We start from the raw sequence: 15,302 nt of genomic DNA, 5'->3' as shown, positions 1-15,302 counted from the left end.
TACTCGAACTATGTCCTGCCGGCCAGCATGCGTGCCGGAAGATGGTCCCTCACCATGGCTTGGTGGGCGGTCTTCTCTGCGATGTTCTGGATCTACATAGCTGTGGCTTCAGCCGGCGCCGTCGGCGTGACCAACACCCTGATTGGCATGGCTCTCACCGTTGTCACGTACGGTGCAATCAACACGGTGCTCTCGCGCTATGCGGCGCGGACAGGGCTCACCGTCAGCCTCTTCTCCCGGACACTGTTCGGACTGGTCGGTTCCGCCCTGGCATCGCTGATCTTCGCAGCCACTGCCATTTACTACGCGGTGTTCGAAGGATCCATCATTGCCGTGGCGTTCCACGAGTATTTCGGTGGAAGCATGGTGGTTTGGTACGGCATCGTGGTGCTGTACGCCATTCCCCTGGCCCTGGGGGGCGTGCAGAACTGGCTGGACAAACTCAACGGTGTCCTGCTCCCGCTCTATGTTGCTGGACTGGTTGCCGTGGTCATCGCCGCCACCCTCATCCGGGGCGTACCGACGGACTGGATTGGCCAGGCCGCCGCCTCGTCGGCGCTCCCGGGCTGGCTGACGTCGTACCTGATCTACATGGGCGTCTACATCATGATGATGTACACCTTTGACTACGCCAGGCTGGGACGCCAACGGGATGAAAAATTCCTGGGAAGAGTGACATTCGGCTGGGTCTTCTACGCATTCACGTTCGGGCTGAACGGGCTTGTTGGCATCTACATCATGAGCGCATGGCGAATTGAAGCCTCGGAAACCGGGGTCGTCCAGGCGTTCATCTCTTCCCTTGGGCTTGTCGGCCTGCTCGTCATCCTCATTTCCCAGACCCGCATAAACACGGCAAACTACTTCCTCGCATCAGAAAACCTTTCGGCATTTGCCAGCCGGGTATTTAGGCTCGAACTGCCCCGCTTTGTCTGGGTGATCGTCTGCGGGGCACTGGCCTTCTTGCTCATGCTCACGGATGTTCTGAGTTACCTTCTCAAGGCCCTGGCCTGGCAAGGCGTATTTGTCACCGCCTGGGTTGCCGTCGCCCTGGTCTTTATTGGCATGAATTGGAATAAGCAGGACCGTGTTCCGGATATCCGGCCAGCCAGTCTCAAGGCGGTCAGCCCCGGAGCAGTCGCCTGGGTTTTCGCTTCAGCGGTCGGAATTGCCCTCACGGAACAAACAATGTGGCCGGTCGTGTCACAGCTGACGCCCCTGATCACCATGGCGTTGGCCGCGGGCGTCTACTACGCCGCCTATAAGATCTCGCCGCCGCGTCTGATCAGCGCCGCAGGGACAATTGAGCCAACCGAGGAAGAGTTGGATCCTGCGATCACGCATTAGGCCAACCGCAGGGAATATCGCTAGCTCATGCAGCCGAACTCCACCGGACAACGTCGTCCGGTGGAGCTCGGCTTTGTGAGTCCTGAACTATTTTCCGGACATGTCTCCATACTGGGGGCCGCCGGTTGTCTATGGGGCTCCCAGACTCCACCCAATAAGGCCCCCGATAATGCAGCCGCCTCCCACAACAAAGAAGACTTTCGCAACCCGTCGTATCTTGCGACGCTTTTTACTTCTATAGGCCTCCAGAACTTCTGAGTCCTGATGGATGAAGAGATTCCAGTTGGTCGCCAGTTTGGCCAGCGGGTTAGAGATGGCCAAGCATAATAGGCCCCCGAGCAGGACGACTAAACCGAACACGATCGCCGACATGCTCATCCTCCTGGTTCACAACTGATCGGTTGCCCGAATTCTAAGATCCAGACGCGGTCAGGCCAACGACCTGCAGTTTCGGCGGCTCCGTGACACAACAGCCCTGATTGCCCGCAGCAGTCAGCGCGGCACGGATCTCCAATGCCGGACATGGAAGGCCAGCCATACAGTGCAGGCAATCGGTACCAGCGGGAAAACAAATTCCCCGAGGAAAGCAAAGATGGCAAAAACGATCCAGAGCGCACCGTTCATGACCGAGGCAACGATCAGTGATTTTCGGGTGATTATGTCAGTGGGCACATGCACGCCCTCGGCGCGCAGGGCGCGGGTTTCAGAGACTACTCCCCGGATCAGGGGAACGAAGACCGCCGCCACGACAGCAGCAAACGCCACGGACAACCACGGCTCAGGTATTCCCGCTGCGTCCAGGGCGCTCCGCAAGACGAAGTTCAAAAACATGAGCCACAGCAGGCCCCAGACAACCAGTCGCCGCCGCTTGGGGGGCATCCCCTCCAGTGAGTCCGACGGCCACGATTGCCACGCGTACTTCTTGCCGTCTTCACCGCTGCCGGACGTCATGGCCACAGACTACGACAGGAATGATGCCAACGAAGATTCAAAGATGCTGTGCGAGGCAGACGCCCCCGGCAAGGGCATTCCATTCCGCCATGGTCTTCCGGAACCGGGCAGGTAGCGTCAACTCATGCAAGGCGCGACAGACCGCCTGGGGGAAGTTCGCACCGAGGGTCATGCAGCGGTCGATGTCCTGGGACGTCGCCACGGCGCCCTCGTTGAGGATCAGATGGGCTTCCTCGGCCAGAGCGTCGCGGATGCGCCGGCGGACGCGGTCCTGGTCGATTCCTTGCCGCTCCGATGGAAGCATGCCTGCCGCAGGCTGCACCTCGCCTTTTTCATCGAGGGGAACCGGCGGTGCGCATCACGGCGGGGCCGGACGGCCGCTGCGTTTACCGGAAAGCCCCTGTGCCTGTGAGCTTCTGGCCGAGAATGAGGGTATGGACTTCGTCGGTGCCTTCGTAGGTGCGCACCGATTCGAGGTTGTTGGCGTGGCGCAGGGGCGAGTGTTCGAGAGTGATCCCGTTGCCGCCCAGGATCGTTCGGGCTTCGCGGCAGATCTCGATCGCCTCGCGGCAGTTGTTGAGCTTGCCCACGCTGATCTGGTGGGGCTGCAGTTTGCCCGCGTCCTTGAGGCGGCCCAGGTGCAGGGCCAGGAGAAATCCCTTGTTGATCTCCAAAGCCATGTTCACGAGCTTCTGTTGGGTGAGCTGGTACCCCGCGAGCGGGCGGCCGAACTGAAGGCGACCCATGGAGTACGTCAGGGCGGCCTCGAAGGCGTCGCGTGCCGCGCCCATCGTGCCCCAGGCAATGCCGTAGCGCGCCTCGTTGAGGCACGCGAAGGGGCCCCGGAGTCCGGTGACGTTGGGTAGGACTGCCTCGGCGGGGAGGCGCACGTCGTTCAGCGTGATCTCGCACTGGATCGAGGCGCGCATCGAGAGTTTCTGCTGGATCGGCGTAGCCGTGAAACCGGGGGTATCCGTCGGGACGACGAAGCCACGCACGCCGTCGTCGGTCTGGGCCCAAATCACGGCGACCTGCGCCACGTTCGCCAGCCCGATCCAGCGCTTGGTGCCGTTCAGGACCCAGTCTCCGCCGTCGCGGCGGGCGAACGTGGTCATGGATGATGGGTCCGAGCCGGCGGTTGGCTCAGTGAGGCCGAAACATCCGATCGCCCTGCCGGCGGCCATTTGAGGGAGCCATTCCAGCTTTTGCTCCTCGGAGCCGTGCTTGGCGATGGCGGACATCGCGAGGGAACCCTGGACGGAGACGAAGGTGCGGATGCCGGAGTCGCCGGCCTCGAGTTCGGCGGCGACGATCCCGTAGTCGACGGCCGTGCCGCCGGCGCAGCCGTACCCCTTCAGATGCATGCCGAGCAGTCCCAGTTCGGCGAGGTCGGGCACGATTTCGAGCGGGAACCGGGCCTCGTCGTACCACTTGCCGATGTTCGGTTTGATTTCTTGCCGGACATACGTCCGGACCCGGTCACGGAGGGCCAGCTCATCGGCGCTGAGGAGGGAGTCGAAGGAGATGAGGTCCGAGGGGTCCACGGCAGCGGCTGCCTCGAGATCGGCGGAACTGGGGGCAAGAGTCATGGGGTGGTCCTTCCTGGGCCTGAATGACAAGGGGAATGGGCGGGGCGTTGCGGCGTGCAGAGGGTGGTCGTGCTTTGCGGGTGCCGCAGCCAGTCCACTACGTCTTCGGTGTGCTCCCCGAGCGCGGGCGGCGCCTGGGTCCGCGGCGGCAGCGCCGGCGTCCAGGTGATGGGGTGGCGGATCTGGCGTCCGATGACTGAACCGCCGCCGTCGTGCACTTCGATGGTCGGCGCGAGACCCAATGACTCCGCGAAGGCAATTCCTTCCCCGATGCTGGCTACGCGCCCGGCTGGCACGCCCGCCGCGACCAGGGTGTCCTGCCATGCTTCCGCCCCTGCACCGGCGAGCCCGGACTCCAGCAGCGGAATGAGCTCGCGGCGGTGCCGGACGCGGAGCGAGTTGGTCACGAAACGCGGGTCCGCTGCAAGCTCCGGCACGCCGATGGCTTTGCAGAGCCGCGCGAATTGCCCGTCGTTGCCCACAGCTACGGCCAGGGGGGTGTCGGCCGTGGCCAGGAGCTGGTAGGGGACGATGGAGGGATGATCGTTGCCCATTCGTTGAGGCACGACGCCGGCCCCCAAATACGCTTGTCCCTGATTGGCCAGGGCGCCCTGGAGGCTGGAGAGCAGGTTGACCTCGATCCTGCGGCCCCGTCCTGAGTAAGCACGCTCGGAAAGGGCTGCGAGGATGCCGATGGTCGCGTCCTTCGCCGTCAGGACATCGACCAGCGCGACCCCCACTTTGTAGGGGTCGCCCTCCGGGTCGCCGGTAATGCTCATGAGCCCGCCGAGCGCCTGGACGATGAAGTCGTACCCGGGAAGATCCCGGCCGCCAGTGGAGCCGAAGCCCGAGATCGACGCGTACACGAGTCCCGGGTTCTTGTCCGTGAGTGACTCATAGCCGAGCCCGAGTTTGTCGAGCCCGCCGGGCTTGAAGTTCTCGACAAGAACGTCTGCACGGCGCGCGAGTTCCCGGGCCAGCTCGAGGTCATCGGGGTCGGTCAGGTCCAGGGTGATCGATTCCTTGTTCCGGTTGACGCCCTCGAAGTAGGTTGCCCCCGTTGGCGAGGACGGCGGAGCCCACTGGCGGGTGTCATCCCCGGTTCCCGGGCGTTCGACTTTGATGACACGGGCCCCGAGATCGGCCAGGGTCATGGTCGCCAGCGGCCCGGCGAGCACGCGGGAAAAGTCCGCGACGAGGATTCCCTCGAGGGGCGCGCTGGGCGGGGCCTCGGACCTCATGGCCGGCCTCGATCGGGCCACATTGCAGGAACACTCATGACAGCACCGAGCGAATGGAAGCCTCCAGCACGGCCAGGCCCTCATCGAGGACGTCGGCCTCGATCCCAAGCGGCGGAAGCAGGCGGATCACATTTCCGTTTGTCCCGCAGGTGAGGGTGATGACGCCGTGGGCGTTGGCTGCCTTGGCGGCGGCGGCGGCGAGGTCCCCGCGGGGTCCTGAGCCGTCGCGGAACTCGATTGCCATCATGGCGCCGCGACCGCGCACGTCGGCGACGCCCTCCAGTGCCACCAGGGGCTCCAAGCGCCGACGAACTGCGGCCTCGATGCGACCAGCATTCTCCAGCAGGGTGCCCTCGCCGAGGATTTCAAATACCGCCAGGGCGGCCTCGCAGGCCACCGGATTGCCGGCGTAGGTGCCGCCGAGACCGCCGGTGTGAACGGCGTTCATGAGCTCGGCGCGCCCGGTAGCGGCCGAAAGCGGCAGGCCTGCGCCGAGGGCCTTCGCGGTCAGGGTGATGTCCCCGGCGATGCCCTCGTGCTCGGAAGCGAACAGCTTCCCGGTGCGGCCCATGCCGGTCTGGATCTCGTCGATGACCAGGACGATTCCGTGGCGCGTCGCGATCTCCCGGAGCCCGGTGAGGAAGCCTGGGGCGTGGACGATGAAGCCGCCCTCGCCCTGGATCGGTTCGATGACCATCGCTGCGAAAGTTTCCTGACCGTGCTCGGCAAGAAGCGCCTCGACCTGCGTGAGGGCTTCGCCGGGTCCATCAGGGGTGGCGTGCGCGGGCGCCGTCGGGCCCCGGAAGACGGAACCCGGGAGCGGACCGAAGTTGAGCCTGTACGGGTTTTCCTTAGCCGTCATGGCCATCGTGAGCTGGGTGCGGCCGTGATAGGCGTCATCGAAGACGAGGATGTTCGGGCGCCGGGTTGCGGCGCGGGCGATCTTGACCGCGTTTTCGACCGCCTCCGCGCCGGTAGTGAACAGGGCGGTCCGCTTCTCGAAGTCGCCGGGCGTGTGCTCGTTGAGCCACCGGCAAACGTCCACGAAGGACGCATATTCGGTGACCATGAAGCAGGTGTGGGTGAAACGCTCGAGCTGGGCGGCGGCGCGCCTGGCCACCCGCGGGTTGGCCGCGCCGACGCTAGTCACGGCGATGCCGGAGGCGAAGTCGATCAGGTGATTGCCGTCAACGTCCACGAGAAGCGCATTCAGCGCGTGGTCGATGAACACGGGCATGGTAATGCCGAACGCGTCCGTGACCTGCCGGCGGCGTTCCGCTTCCAGGTCCCGGGAACGCGGGCCGGGGAGCTCGGTGAGCAGACGCCGGGCCGTGGCTGCGACGCTGGCCGGATCATCGGCCCGGGCGGGGGCGACTTCTCGGGTGGCGGTCATGGGTCCTCCTCGTGTGTTTGAATCCACGATAGGGAGTGCGCAGCCCATTGTCTTTGGATGATCCATCCCAATTGATGAGACCAGAAGCCGGATTGCACAAACGCGTGTGCCCTATGATCTATCCATGATCACCCTCGCGCGGCTCGTCGAGGCTGCCAAGCCTGACCTGGTGCCCTTCTGGCCCATCCCGCTCCCCCGCGTTGAACTCACGGGCGTACACGTGTCCGAGCTGGAGGATCCGACGGTGTTCCTCTACGGCGGCGAACTGCTCCTGACCGTGGGGCTGCAGCTCGGCGGCCTCAACGGTGACGCTCGGGCGGACGCGGCCCGAAATTACGTACGGCGGCTCGTCGACGGCGGCGTTGCTGCCCTGGGACTGGGCCTGGGTTCGGGCCACGCCATGGTGCCCGACGAGCTGCGGGCGGCGTGCGTGGAATCGGGCCTTCCCCTTCTGACAGTTCCCCGGGAATCCCCCTTCCTGGCCGTGTCGCGTGCCTACTGGGAGCTGGTCAGGCAAGGCGGCGAGGCCGAACTCACCGCCCTGCTGGGACTTCAGGTGGCGCTCACCCGTGCCGCCGCCGACGAGGACGCCGAGCCCGAGATCGTGCGTGAACTCTCCCGCGCCCTCGGCACCTGGGTTGCCTACCTTCCCGAAGGGGAGGGACCGCCGTCGTCTGCTGCCAGCGGCGGAGAACTGCCGGCCGGACTGCTGGCGGAACTGGCCCGCGAGGCTGCCCGGCTGCGGACCGCGCGCCGCGGCGCGACCGGCAATATCCAACTGGCATCCGGCACGGCTTCCCTCTATCCGGTCTCGGACGGCCCGGCGATGTCCGGCTACCTTGCGCTGGGCCGAAGCGGGCAACTTGCTGCTGCAGAACGGCACCTGTTCCTGACCGCGTCGACGCTCCTTGCGGCGCGGGCGGCAGGACAGCGCCGCGCGGCGGCTGAACGGCGCCGCGCCGAAGGGATGCTGGCGGCGCTCGTCCTGGAGGGCCATGATGACGCCGCGCGCCTCCTTGCGACGCAGATGGGCTCCGAACCACTGCCCGAGACGGCGTTTGTCGCAGTGCTCCCGGACGCTGAGCAGATGGCGGCGCAGCCGCTTCCGACCGGACTCGTGCTGGAACGGTCCGGTGTTCTGTTCGTGCTCCAGGCAGCATCGAGCCCCTACCCGCAGCTGCCAAAGGGTGCCCGCGGAGCGTGGGGCGGCCCGATGCCGCTTCGGCGCCTGCACGAAATCGCGGCCCAAGCCGCCGAGGTTGCCAAGTCGGCCCCTCCCGGACAGCTCATACGCGTCGGCCACGGACTCGATCTTCCGGCTGACAAATGGGTGGACGAGCTGGTCGCGCACCCGGGCCACCTCCTCGAGACCGTGCGCGCGTACTTGGCCCACCGCGGGCAATGGGAGGCCGCCGGGCGCGAACTCGGGGTGCACCGGAACTCGGTGCGCTACAGGATTGCCCAGGCCAGGGAACTCCTCGGGGTAGACCTCGATGATCCCGACGTCGCAGCCCAGCTCTGGTTGGCCCTCAGGGGCCGGACCCAGGCACCGCGCAACGAGGCAGCGCGCAACGAGGCACCGCGCAACGAGGCACCGCGCAAGGAATAGCAGCCTCGGCGCCCCGGGCCAATCGTTGGACCTTTCGGCCGATATCCCACACGAACAGCGATACTCCTGTGCCCGCTTGCGGCGAGCGCCGCTTTGGCGAATCGTACAAAGAAGAGGCTAGCTTCTGACGTTCTGCCCCGTGACTGGCGTTGTCCGGCTGCCTACTCTCAATGGACAGTCCGTAGTCGGGGGAACGATCTCCCACCGGGACGAAAGCACCCTTTGAGGAGAAACGATGAGAACAGCCCAATCCGCCACCCGAACTCCCCGGTGCGCGCCATTCGCTCTCCAGGAACCGGCCCCCTTCACAGCTTCAATGCCTGATGGAGTGGGGGCAACCGTGACGATCGAAGACACAAGCCGAACCGCGCAGACAACCAGCCGCACCAGGACCATCCGTGGAGCGGTGCTGGAAGCCATCGGGGCGGACCGGCCCTATGCGGACTCGCGGCCCATCCAGGTGCAGGACCTTGAGCTGGACGGACCGGGACACGGTGAAATCCTGGTCCGCATAGAGGCCGCCGGGGTCTGTCATTCCGACCTGTCCGTAGTCAACGGAAACCGGCCGCGGCCGGTTCCAATGCTGCTCGGTCACGAAGCCGCCGGCATCGTGGAGGAGTTGGGCGCAGGGGTCGACGACATTCCACTCGGCCAACGTGTCGTCATGACCTTCCTCCCCCGGTGCGGCGAATGCGCCGGATGTCAGTCCAACGGCAAGACGCCCTGCGGGCAAGGCAGTGCGTCCAACACTGAAGGCACGCTGCTCGGTGGCACCCGGAGGCTTTCCAGGACCGGAGAACCTGTGCACCACCACCTCGGAGTCTCCGCATTCGCCACGCACGCCGTGGTCTCCCGCCGCTCCGTTGTGCCCGTCGGCCCGGACGTGCCGGCGCATATCGCAGCGCTGCTAGGCTGTGCCCTGCTCACCGGCGGCGGAGCGATCCTCAACGTCGCCAAGCCCGGCCCCTCCGCCAAGGTGGCCGTCGTGGGGCTCGGTGGCGTAGGCATGGCCGCGCTCATCACCGCCGTCGCCACCGGCGTCGAATACGTGGTTGGCATCGACACGCTGCCGGCCAAGCTGGACGCCGCCAAAAGACTCGGCGCCGCTGACGCCATGACCTCTGCGACTGCGCTGGGACGAGGCGAGAAGTTCGACGCTGTTATTGAAGCGGCAGGACACCCCCGCGCCCTGGAAGCTGCCATCGCCCTCACAATGCCCGGGGGCATCACCGTAACCGTGGGTCTGCCGGCCCCGGGCCAGCCTGCCTCGATCGACCCGCTCGCCCTGACGGCCGAGGGGAGGTCGATCGTCGGCAGCTACCTCGGCTCGGCCGTCCCGGAACACGACATTCCGATCTACGCAGAGCTCTGGCGCTCCGGGCAACTCGCCGTTGAGGGACTTGTCTCGGACACCATCGCACTCGAAGAGATCAACCGCGCCATGGACACCCTCGACGGCGGCCACGCCCTCCGCCAGATCATCACGTTTTCCTGACCTACCGACATTCCACCACTGAGGAGAGACCTACATGTCATCCACCAACGACCACATTTACAGTGCCATCGTCATCGGCGCCGGCTTCGGCGGCCTGGGCCAGGGCGCCCAGTTCGTCCAGGACGGCATCGACGACTTCCTGATCCTTGAGCGCGGCAACGACGTCGGAGGTGTGTGGCGGGAGAACACCTACCCCGGCGCCGCATGTGACACCCAGGCACTCGTATACTGCTACAGCTATTTCCTGAACCTGAAGGTTTCCCGGATGTTTGCCGGCCAGGAGGAACTCCAGGGCTACCTGCGTTCCCTGGTCGAGGAATTCGGACTCGGCAAACACATCCGCTTCGGCCAGAACATCCTGGCTTCTGAATGGGACCAGGACCGCCGCCTCTGGACTGTCCGGACCGACGACGGCTCCCAGTTCCTGACTCGTTCCCTGGTCGCCGCATGGGGACAGCTGAACGACCCGAACATCCCCGCCTTCCCCGGCTCCGACAAATTCGAGGGCGCGGCATTCCACTCCTCCACGTGGCGGCACGACCTTGATCTCACCGGCAAACGGGTCGCTTCCATCGGTTCGGCCGCAACCGCGGTCCAATACGTGCCCGAGGTCGCGCAAATCGCCGCGAACCTGACGGTGTTCCAGCGTTCAGCCAATTACGTCCTCCCCCGGGACCAGTACGTCTTCACGGAGGAGGAGAGTGCGAACTTCGTGGCGAACCCGGACACCTACCGCCAGCAACGCCAGGAAATCCATGAGTTCCGCGAAGCCGGATTCGAGCGGACGCGCCGCCACACGGCAGCTTCAGAGGAAGGTGTCCAGCTCGCCCGCCGGCATCTCGAAACCCAGGTCTCCGATCCCGCACTGCGGGACAAGCTCACTCCCGACTACGACTTCGGCTGCAAGCGCATTCTGCGGAGCGACGACTTCTACCCTGCCCTCACCCGCGACAACGTGGAACTGGTGACCGAGTCCCTCACGGAGTTCACCCGCGCTGGCATCCGAACGGCCGACGGCGTCGAGCACGAGTTCGATGTGATCATCTACGCCACCGGGTTCAAAAGCCATGCGTTCCAGGGATCGATGCGCGTGGCGGGACGCGGCGGACTCCGCCTGGACGAGCGGTGGGGCAACGCCCCCGAGGCGTACCTCGGCATCACGGTCGACAACTTCCCCAACCTGTTCCTGGTCTACGGACCGAACACCAACCTGAACCACAACTCCGTGGTGTCCATGCTGGAAGCGCAGCACCGCTACATCTCACAGGCCGTCGAGTACATCGCTGCCGACGAGTCGCGGATTCTCGAGGTGGACCGCGGTGTGCTGGATATGTTCAACAAGCGCGTACAGGACGAGCTTGGACAGTCGGCCTTCTCCTCCGACTGCTCCTCCTGGTACAAGAATCAGGAGGGCCGCGTTATCAACAATTGGTCCGGAACTGTCGAGGAATACCGGGCAATCACCCGCGAGTTCGAACTTGACGACTACCTCCAGCTGGCAGACGCCGGGCCCGTGAAATGACCCAGCCAGACCTGTTCAGCGGAAGGCCGGTCGCCGCGGACGCCGCGGAGGTTCTGGAGAAGTTCCGGGCCTCCGGCGGCCGTCCGTTTCACACCTACCCGGTCCATGAGGTTCGTGAACTCTATGAGCGGGGGTGCGCGTCGAACGGGCTGAGCGGAGATGCTCTTCCTTCCGTCTCCGACTTCACTGTGGACGACTTCCAGGCGCGGGTTTATGACCCGCGGGTCTCCTCCGGCCCCACCCCCGTGGTGCTGTTTTTCCACGGCGGGGGCTGGGTCATGGGGAGTCTGTCCACGCATGACGGGCTCTGCCGGCGGCTGGCTGCCCTGACCGGCCTGCCGGTCGTGGCGGTGGACTACCGGCTTGCCCCGGAGCACCCGTATCCGGCCGCAATCGAGGATAGCCGGGCCGCGTTGGACTGGCTGTTCACGGCGGGTGGGGTCCACGGACTGGACGTAACCGAGGCTGTTCTCGTCGGCGATAGTGCAGGAGGTCAGCTGGCGGCGGTGCTGGCAATAGAGAACGCCGGGATGGCTGATCCGCTGCCGGTAGCGGCGCAGGTCCTCATCTATCCGATGGTGGATCTGACCATGTCCTCGCCCTCATATGCCCGCGTCACTGAGGGGTTCGCCCTGGTAGCGGAGACGATCGCATGGTTCGCGGACCTGTACCTTCCGGAGGCCGTGGACCGTGCGGCGCCCGACATCAGCCCGGCCTTGGCCAGCTTGCCTGCACGGCTTCCGCCGGCCTTCGTCATCACAGTGGACAACGATCCGCTGGTTGATGAGGGTGCCGGCTACGCCGCCGCCCTGGCGCGGGCCGGAGCAGAGGTGCGGTACCAGCACCTCCCGGGGTACGCGCACGGCCTTCTTACCTCAGCCGGCCGCATTGGCCGCGGAGCACAAATGGTCGAGGAAATCGCGGCCTTCATCCGCAACAACAGACTGGAGTCGGCTCAGGCGTAGGGACCACCCCGGCCCAGGCCGGGCCGGCAGCCTTAGCCGCTGTTGCGCGCCCGGCTGGGCTGCACCCGCGGCGGTTCCCCGGGCATCTTCGGAAAGTCCGGCGGGAACGGCAGCTCCCCCAGCCCGGCCTCGAGGTCCCTGTTCCACCATTCCAGCAGGAGATCGACGGAGCCCGCGCCGCCCGCGTGCATGTCCTCCCACGGATCGCCGGAGGCTTTGAGCCGCTCCGGCACGGTTGCGATCGTGAAGGCAGCCGGGTCGACGGACCCGAGCTCTTCCCAACGGATCGGGCATGACACCGTCGCGTTGGCGAGTGCCCGCGGGCTGTAGGCCCCCGCGATCGTGCGGTCGCGGTTCGCCTGGTTGAAGTCGACGAAGATGCGGGCGCCGCGTTCCTCTTTCCACCATGCCGTGGTGACCTGCTCGGGCATGCGACGTTCGAGTTCGCGGGCCGCCGCGATGACGGCGTGCCGCACGTCCAGGAACTCCCGGGTCGGCTCGATCGGGGCAAAGACGTGGAGCCCGCGGTTCCCCGAGGTCTTGATGAAGGCCTCCAACCCGGCCTCCGCGAGGACGCGCCGCAGCTCCAATGCGACCGGAACGGCCTCGGTGAACCCGGTACCGGGCTGCGGATCGAGGTCGATCCGCAACTCGTCCGGATAATCCGGCTTGCCGGCCCGGGAGGCCCAGGGGTGGAAGACCACCGTATTCATCTGCACCGCCCACACCGCGGCGGCGATCTCGTCAATGACCAGCTGGGGATGCGTGCGTCCGCTGGGATAGACGACGTCGACCGCGCGGACGAAATCCGGGGCACCCTTGGGCGGGTTCTTGGAGAAGAACTGCTCGCCGTCCACCGTGTCCTTGAACCGCTGGAGCGTCACCGGCCGGTCCCCGTTCGCGGCCAGGAAGGCGTCCCCGACGTCCACCATGTACCGGGCCAGGTCCAGCTTGGTCAGCCCCGGGCCGGGCCAGACGACCCTCGCCGGGCTCGACACCCGCAACTCCCGGTCGCCGTGCGGACCGCTGACAGTGAGGTGGACTTCTTCCTTGGCCATGGGGACAACCTACCCCGGCGGCGTAGACAGTTGAAGAGCGGAACGGCCGTCCACCCGGCATGATGGACGCATGACAACGCCCGAGTTCCCCATCACCCTTGAGGTCGGCGACGCCAGAGTGTCGGCCGTCTTTGCCGGCCCCGAGGACTCCTTCGCAACCCTGGTTGTTGCCCACGGCGCCGGGGCGGGGATGGACCATCCGTTCCTTGTGGGCTTCACCCGCGCCCTGAACGACCTCGGCGTCGCCACGCTGCGTTTCAACTTCCCCTACCGCGAGGCAGGACGAAAATTCCCGGACCGGCCGCCGGCTGCCATCGCCACCTGGCGGGCGGCCATGGACGCCGCCGCATCCCGTTCCGCCGGCCGTCCGTTGTGGGCCGCCGGGAAGTCGTTCGGCGGACGCATGGCCTCTATGGCCGTCGCGGAAGGCATGCCAGCCGCGGGGTTGGTCTATCTGGGCTACCCGCTGCACCCGCCCGGAAAACCGGAAAAGCTCCGCGACGAGCACCTCTACGGGCTGACTCTGCCGATGCTCTTCCTGCAGGGCACGCGCGACACGTTCGCCACCCCGGAACTGCTGGAGGCGGTGGCGGCCAAAATCGGGCCGTCCGCGACCGTGGAGTGGCGCGAGGGCGGCGACCACTCCTTTGCCGTTGCCGGCGCGAAGCGCAGTGCCGACGAGGCGGGGGCATCGCTCGCGGCGACGGTCGCCGACTTCCTGAAGGCACACGGCGAAAATCCCGCGGCCGCACTCCCCTAAACGAGCTCCCCTAAACGAGCTGGCCTAACCGACGTCGCCGAACCGGCCCGCCCCGTGGTGCACACGCGCCTCGATGGCGTCGGCGGCAGCCACGGCACCTCCCGCGTTGCGGACAACCTCGCTCATCGCGGCCAGGTTCCGCCGGACCTGCGGGTCGGTGTGGACGGCGGCGACCGCGGCCCGGAGCGCGTCGGGCCCGACATCCTCTGCCGCAAGGTACCGGCCAAGACCCAGTTCTTCCAGCCGGCGGGCGGTGGCCGCCTGCTCCGGCTGCTGCGGCACGGCCACCAGCGGGACGGCGAAATACAGCGCTTCCATGGTCGAATTCATGCCCGCATGGGTGATGAAGACGTCGGTCTGGCGCAATACCTGCAACTGCGGGAAGAACGGCCGGACCCGGACGTTCGGCGCAATCGTGCCAAGATCGGCCGGGCTGGTCTGGTCCCCGACGGCCATCGCGACGTCCCACTCGCTTCCGCCGAAGGCGTCAAGACACATCCTGAAGAAGTCCGGCCGGCGGTTCAGCGGTGTGGTTCCCAGCGAAATGAAGAGCAACGGTCCCGTCCCCTCACGTTCCCATTCGCCGTCGCGGTCCCGGCCGCCGACGCTGGGACCCACAAACCGGAACCGGTCATCGAAGGTCGCCCCCATGGGCTGGAATTCCCGGGGAAGGAACACGATATTGAACGGCGCAGGCGGACCGTCGAACATCCGCGGTGTCCGCACGCCCTGACCGGCCGCGAACTCCGCCAGCAATCGGCCCATGGCCAGCGCAACCTTGGCCATCTCATCGGCGCCGTCCGGTGGTGGGGCAGGCATCAGCGATCTCAGCGAGAAGTGCTCGTTGGTGGCATAGGTGGGCATCAGGGCAATGGCCGGGGCGCCGATCTTTTCCGCGGCCATGCTGCCGCTGAGCGTCATCGCGTCAAAGCAGACGGCGTCCGGCGGGTCGCGGCGGAGTTGATCGACCAGCGCCGGAAAGCTGGCTCTGAGGTCCTCGAACACGCGGTTCATGATCGGCAACATCAGGTGCGCCTGTGCCCCCTGCCCGGGTCCGAGGGCGGGCATCGACGCCATCCAGTTCCCGCCGGAAGCGTGAAAGTCCGCGCCGGCGTTGCGGATCATCGGTCCGAAGTCGGCGGACGTGAAGTATGTGACCCTGTGCCCCCGGCCCACGAGCTCCGCCACCAGCGGCAGGGTCGGGTTCACGTGTCCGTAGGCGGGAATGGAGACGAACGCAAGGTGCATGGCCATCACTCTTCATCGCGTGGCTGAGTTCCTGTTTGACCGGCCTGTTTGACCGGCCTGTTTGACCGGCCTGTTTGCCCGGCCTGTTTGCCCGGCCTGTTTGCCCGGCCTGTTTGCCCGGCGTCCC

Annotated in this window: 13 protein-coding genes; 6 read left to right on the top strand and 7 right to left on the bottom strand. The window is 66.2% G+C overall.

Annotation, left to right across the window (positions count from 1 at the left end; translation table 11 throughout):
• The first annotated feature begins 54 nt into the window (after positions 1-54).
• Positions 55-1,344 carry a purine-cytosine permease family protein gene (locus C566_RS0102635; protein WP_231386231.1) on the top strand — a complete coding sequence of 430 codons (1,290 nt, stop codon included), beginning with the start codon at positions 55-57 and terminating at the stop codon, positions 1,342-1,344.
• Between the two features lie 492 nt (positions 1,345-1,836).
• Here the strand turns inward: C566_RS0102635 and C566_RS0102625 are convergent, their stop codons facing one another.
• From C566_RS0102625 to C566_RS0102605, 5 genes are all read right to left on the bottom strand, one after another.
• Complete coding sequence (locus tag C566_RS0102625) at positions 1,837-2,295, bottom strand: hypothetical protein (protein ID WP_026266304.1); 459 nt, start codon at positions 2,293-2,295, stop codon at positions 1,837-1,839.
• 37 nt (positions 2,296-2,332) lie between these two features.
• Entirely contained in the window at positions 2,333-2,617 is a 285-nt protein-coding gene (locus C566_RS0102620; RefSeq protein ID WP_196802322.1) for a hypothetical protein, read from the bottom strand.
• Between the two features lie 64 nt (positions 2,618-2,681).
• On the bottom strand, positions 2,682-3,884 hold the full coding sequence (locus tag C566_RS0102615; protein ID WP_018772774.1) for an acyl-CoA dehydrogenase family protein: 1,203 nt from the start codon (positions 3,882-3,884) through the stop codon (positions 2,682-2,684).
• Positions 3,881-5,125, bottom strand: coding sequence for a CaiB/BaiF CoA transferase family protein (locus tag C566_RS20615; protein WP_018772773.1), 1,245 nt, complete (start codon positions 5,123-5,125; stop codon positions 3,881-3,883). The genes C566_RS0102615 and C566_RS20615 overlap by 4 nt, the downstream gene beginning before the upstream one ends.
• Positions 5,126-5,159: 34 nt before the next feature.
• Entirely contained in the window at positions 5,160-6,518 is a 1,359-nt protein-coding gene (locus C566_RS0102605) for an aminotransferase class III-fold pyridoxal phosphate-dependent enzyme (protein WP_018772772.1), read from the bottom strand.
• Between the two features lie 124 nt (positions 6,519-6,642).
• On the opposite strand from C566_RS0102605, the gene C566_RS0102600 reads away from it, so the two are divergent.
• The 4 genes from C566_RS0102600 to C566_RS0102585 all read left to right on the top strand — a co-directional run bounded on the left by C566_RS0102600 (position 6,643) and on the right by C566_RS0102585 (position 12,109).
• The gene (locus tag C566_RS0102600; protein WP_018772771.1) at positions 6,643-8,127 is read left to right on the top strand and encodes a PucR family transcriptional regulator; all 1,485 of its coding nucleotides are present in this window, start codon (positions 6,643-6,645) and stop codon (positions 8,125-8,127) included.
• A gap of 328 nt (positions 8,128-8,455) precedes the next feature.
• Positions 8,456-9,622: an alcohol dehydrogenase catalytic domain-containing protein gene (locus tag C566_RS0102595; RefSeq protein WP_018772770.1), complete on the top strand. Its 1,167-nt coding sequence runs from the start codon at positions 8,456-8,458 to the stop codon at positions 9,620-9,622.
• 34 nt (positions 9,623-9,656) lie between these two features.
• Positions 9,657-11,144 carry a flavin-containing monooxygenase gene (locus tag C566_RS0102590; protein ID WP_018772769.1) on the top strand — a complete coding sequence of 496 codons (1,488 nt, stop codon included), beginning with the start codon at positions 9,657-9,659 and terminating at the stop codon, positions 11,142-11,144.
• Entirely contained in the window at positions 11,141-12,109 is a 969-nt protein-coding gene (locus C566_RS0102585) for an alpha/beta hydrolase (RefSeq protein ID WP_018772768.1), read from the top strand. The genes C566_RS0102590 and C566_RS0102585 overlap by 4 nt, the downstream gene beginning before the upstream one ends.
• A 32-nt stretch (positions 12,110-12,141) precedes the next feature.
• On the opposite strand, the gene ligD is transcribed toward C566_RS0102585, so the two are convergent.
• A complete protein-coding gene (ligD, locus tag C566_RS0102580) occupies positions 12,142-13,167 on the bottom strand; it encodes a non-homologous end-joining DNA ligase (RefSeq protein ID WP_018772767.1) in 1,026 nt (341 codons plus the stop codon).
• A gap of 70 nt (positions 13,168-13,237) precedes the next feature.
• Between ligD and C566_RS0102575 the strand changes: the two genes are divergently transcribed.
• Complete coding sequence (locus tag C566_RS0102575; protein WP_018772766.1) at positions 13,238-13,927, top strand: alpha/beta hydrolase family protein; 690 nt, start codon at positions 13,238-13,240, stop codon at positions 13,925-13,927.
• A gap of 24 nt (positions 13,928-13,951) precedes the next feature.
• Here the strand turns inward: C566_RS0102575 and C566_RS20610 are convergent, their stop codons facing one another.
• Positions 13,952-15,175 (bottom strand): macrolide family glycosyltransferase, encoded by a 1,224-nt coding sequence (locus C566_RS20610; RefSeq protein WP_196802321.1) that lies wholly within the window; start codon positions 15,173-15,175, stop codon positions 13,952-13,954.
• Between the last annotated feature and the right edge of the window lie 127 nt (positions 15,176-15,302).

The organism is Arthrobacter sp. 131MFCol6.1, assembly GCF_000374925.1.
Taxonomy (GTDB): Bacteria; Actinomycetota; Actinomycetes; order Actinomycetales; family Micrococcaceae; genus Arthrobacter.
This window is presented reverse-complemented; position numbering and strand designations above follow the sequence as displayed.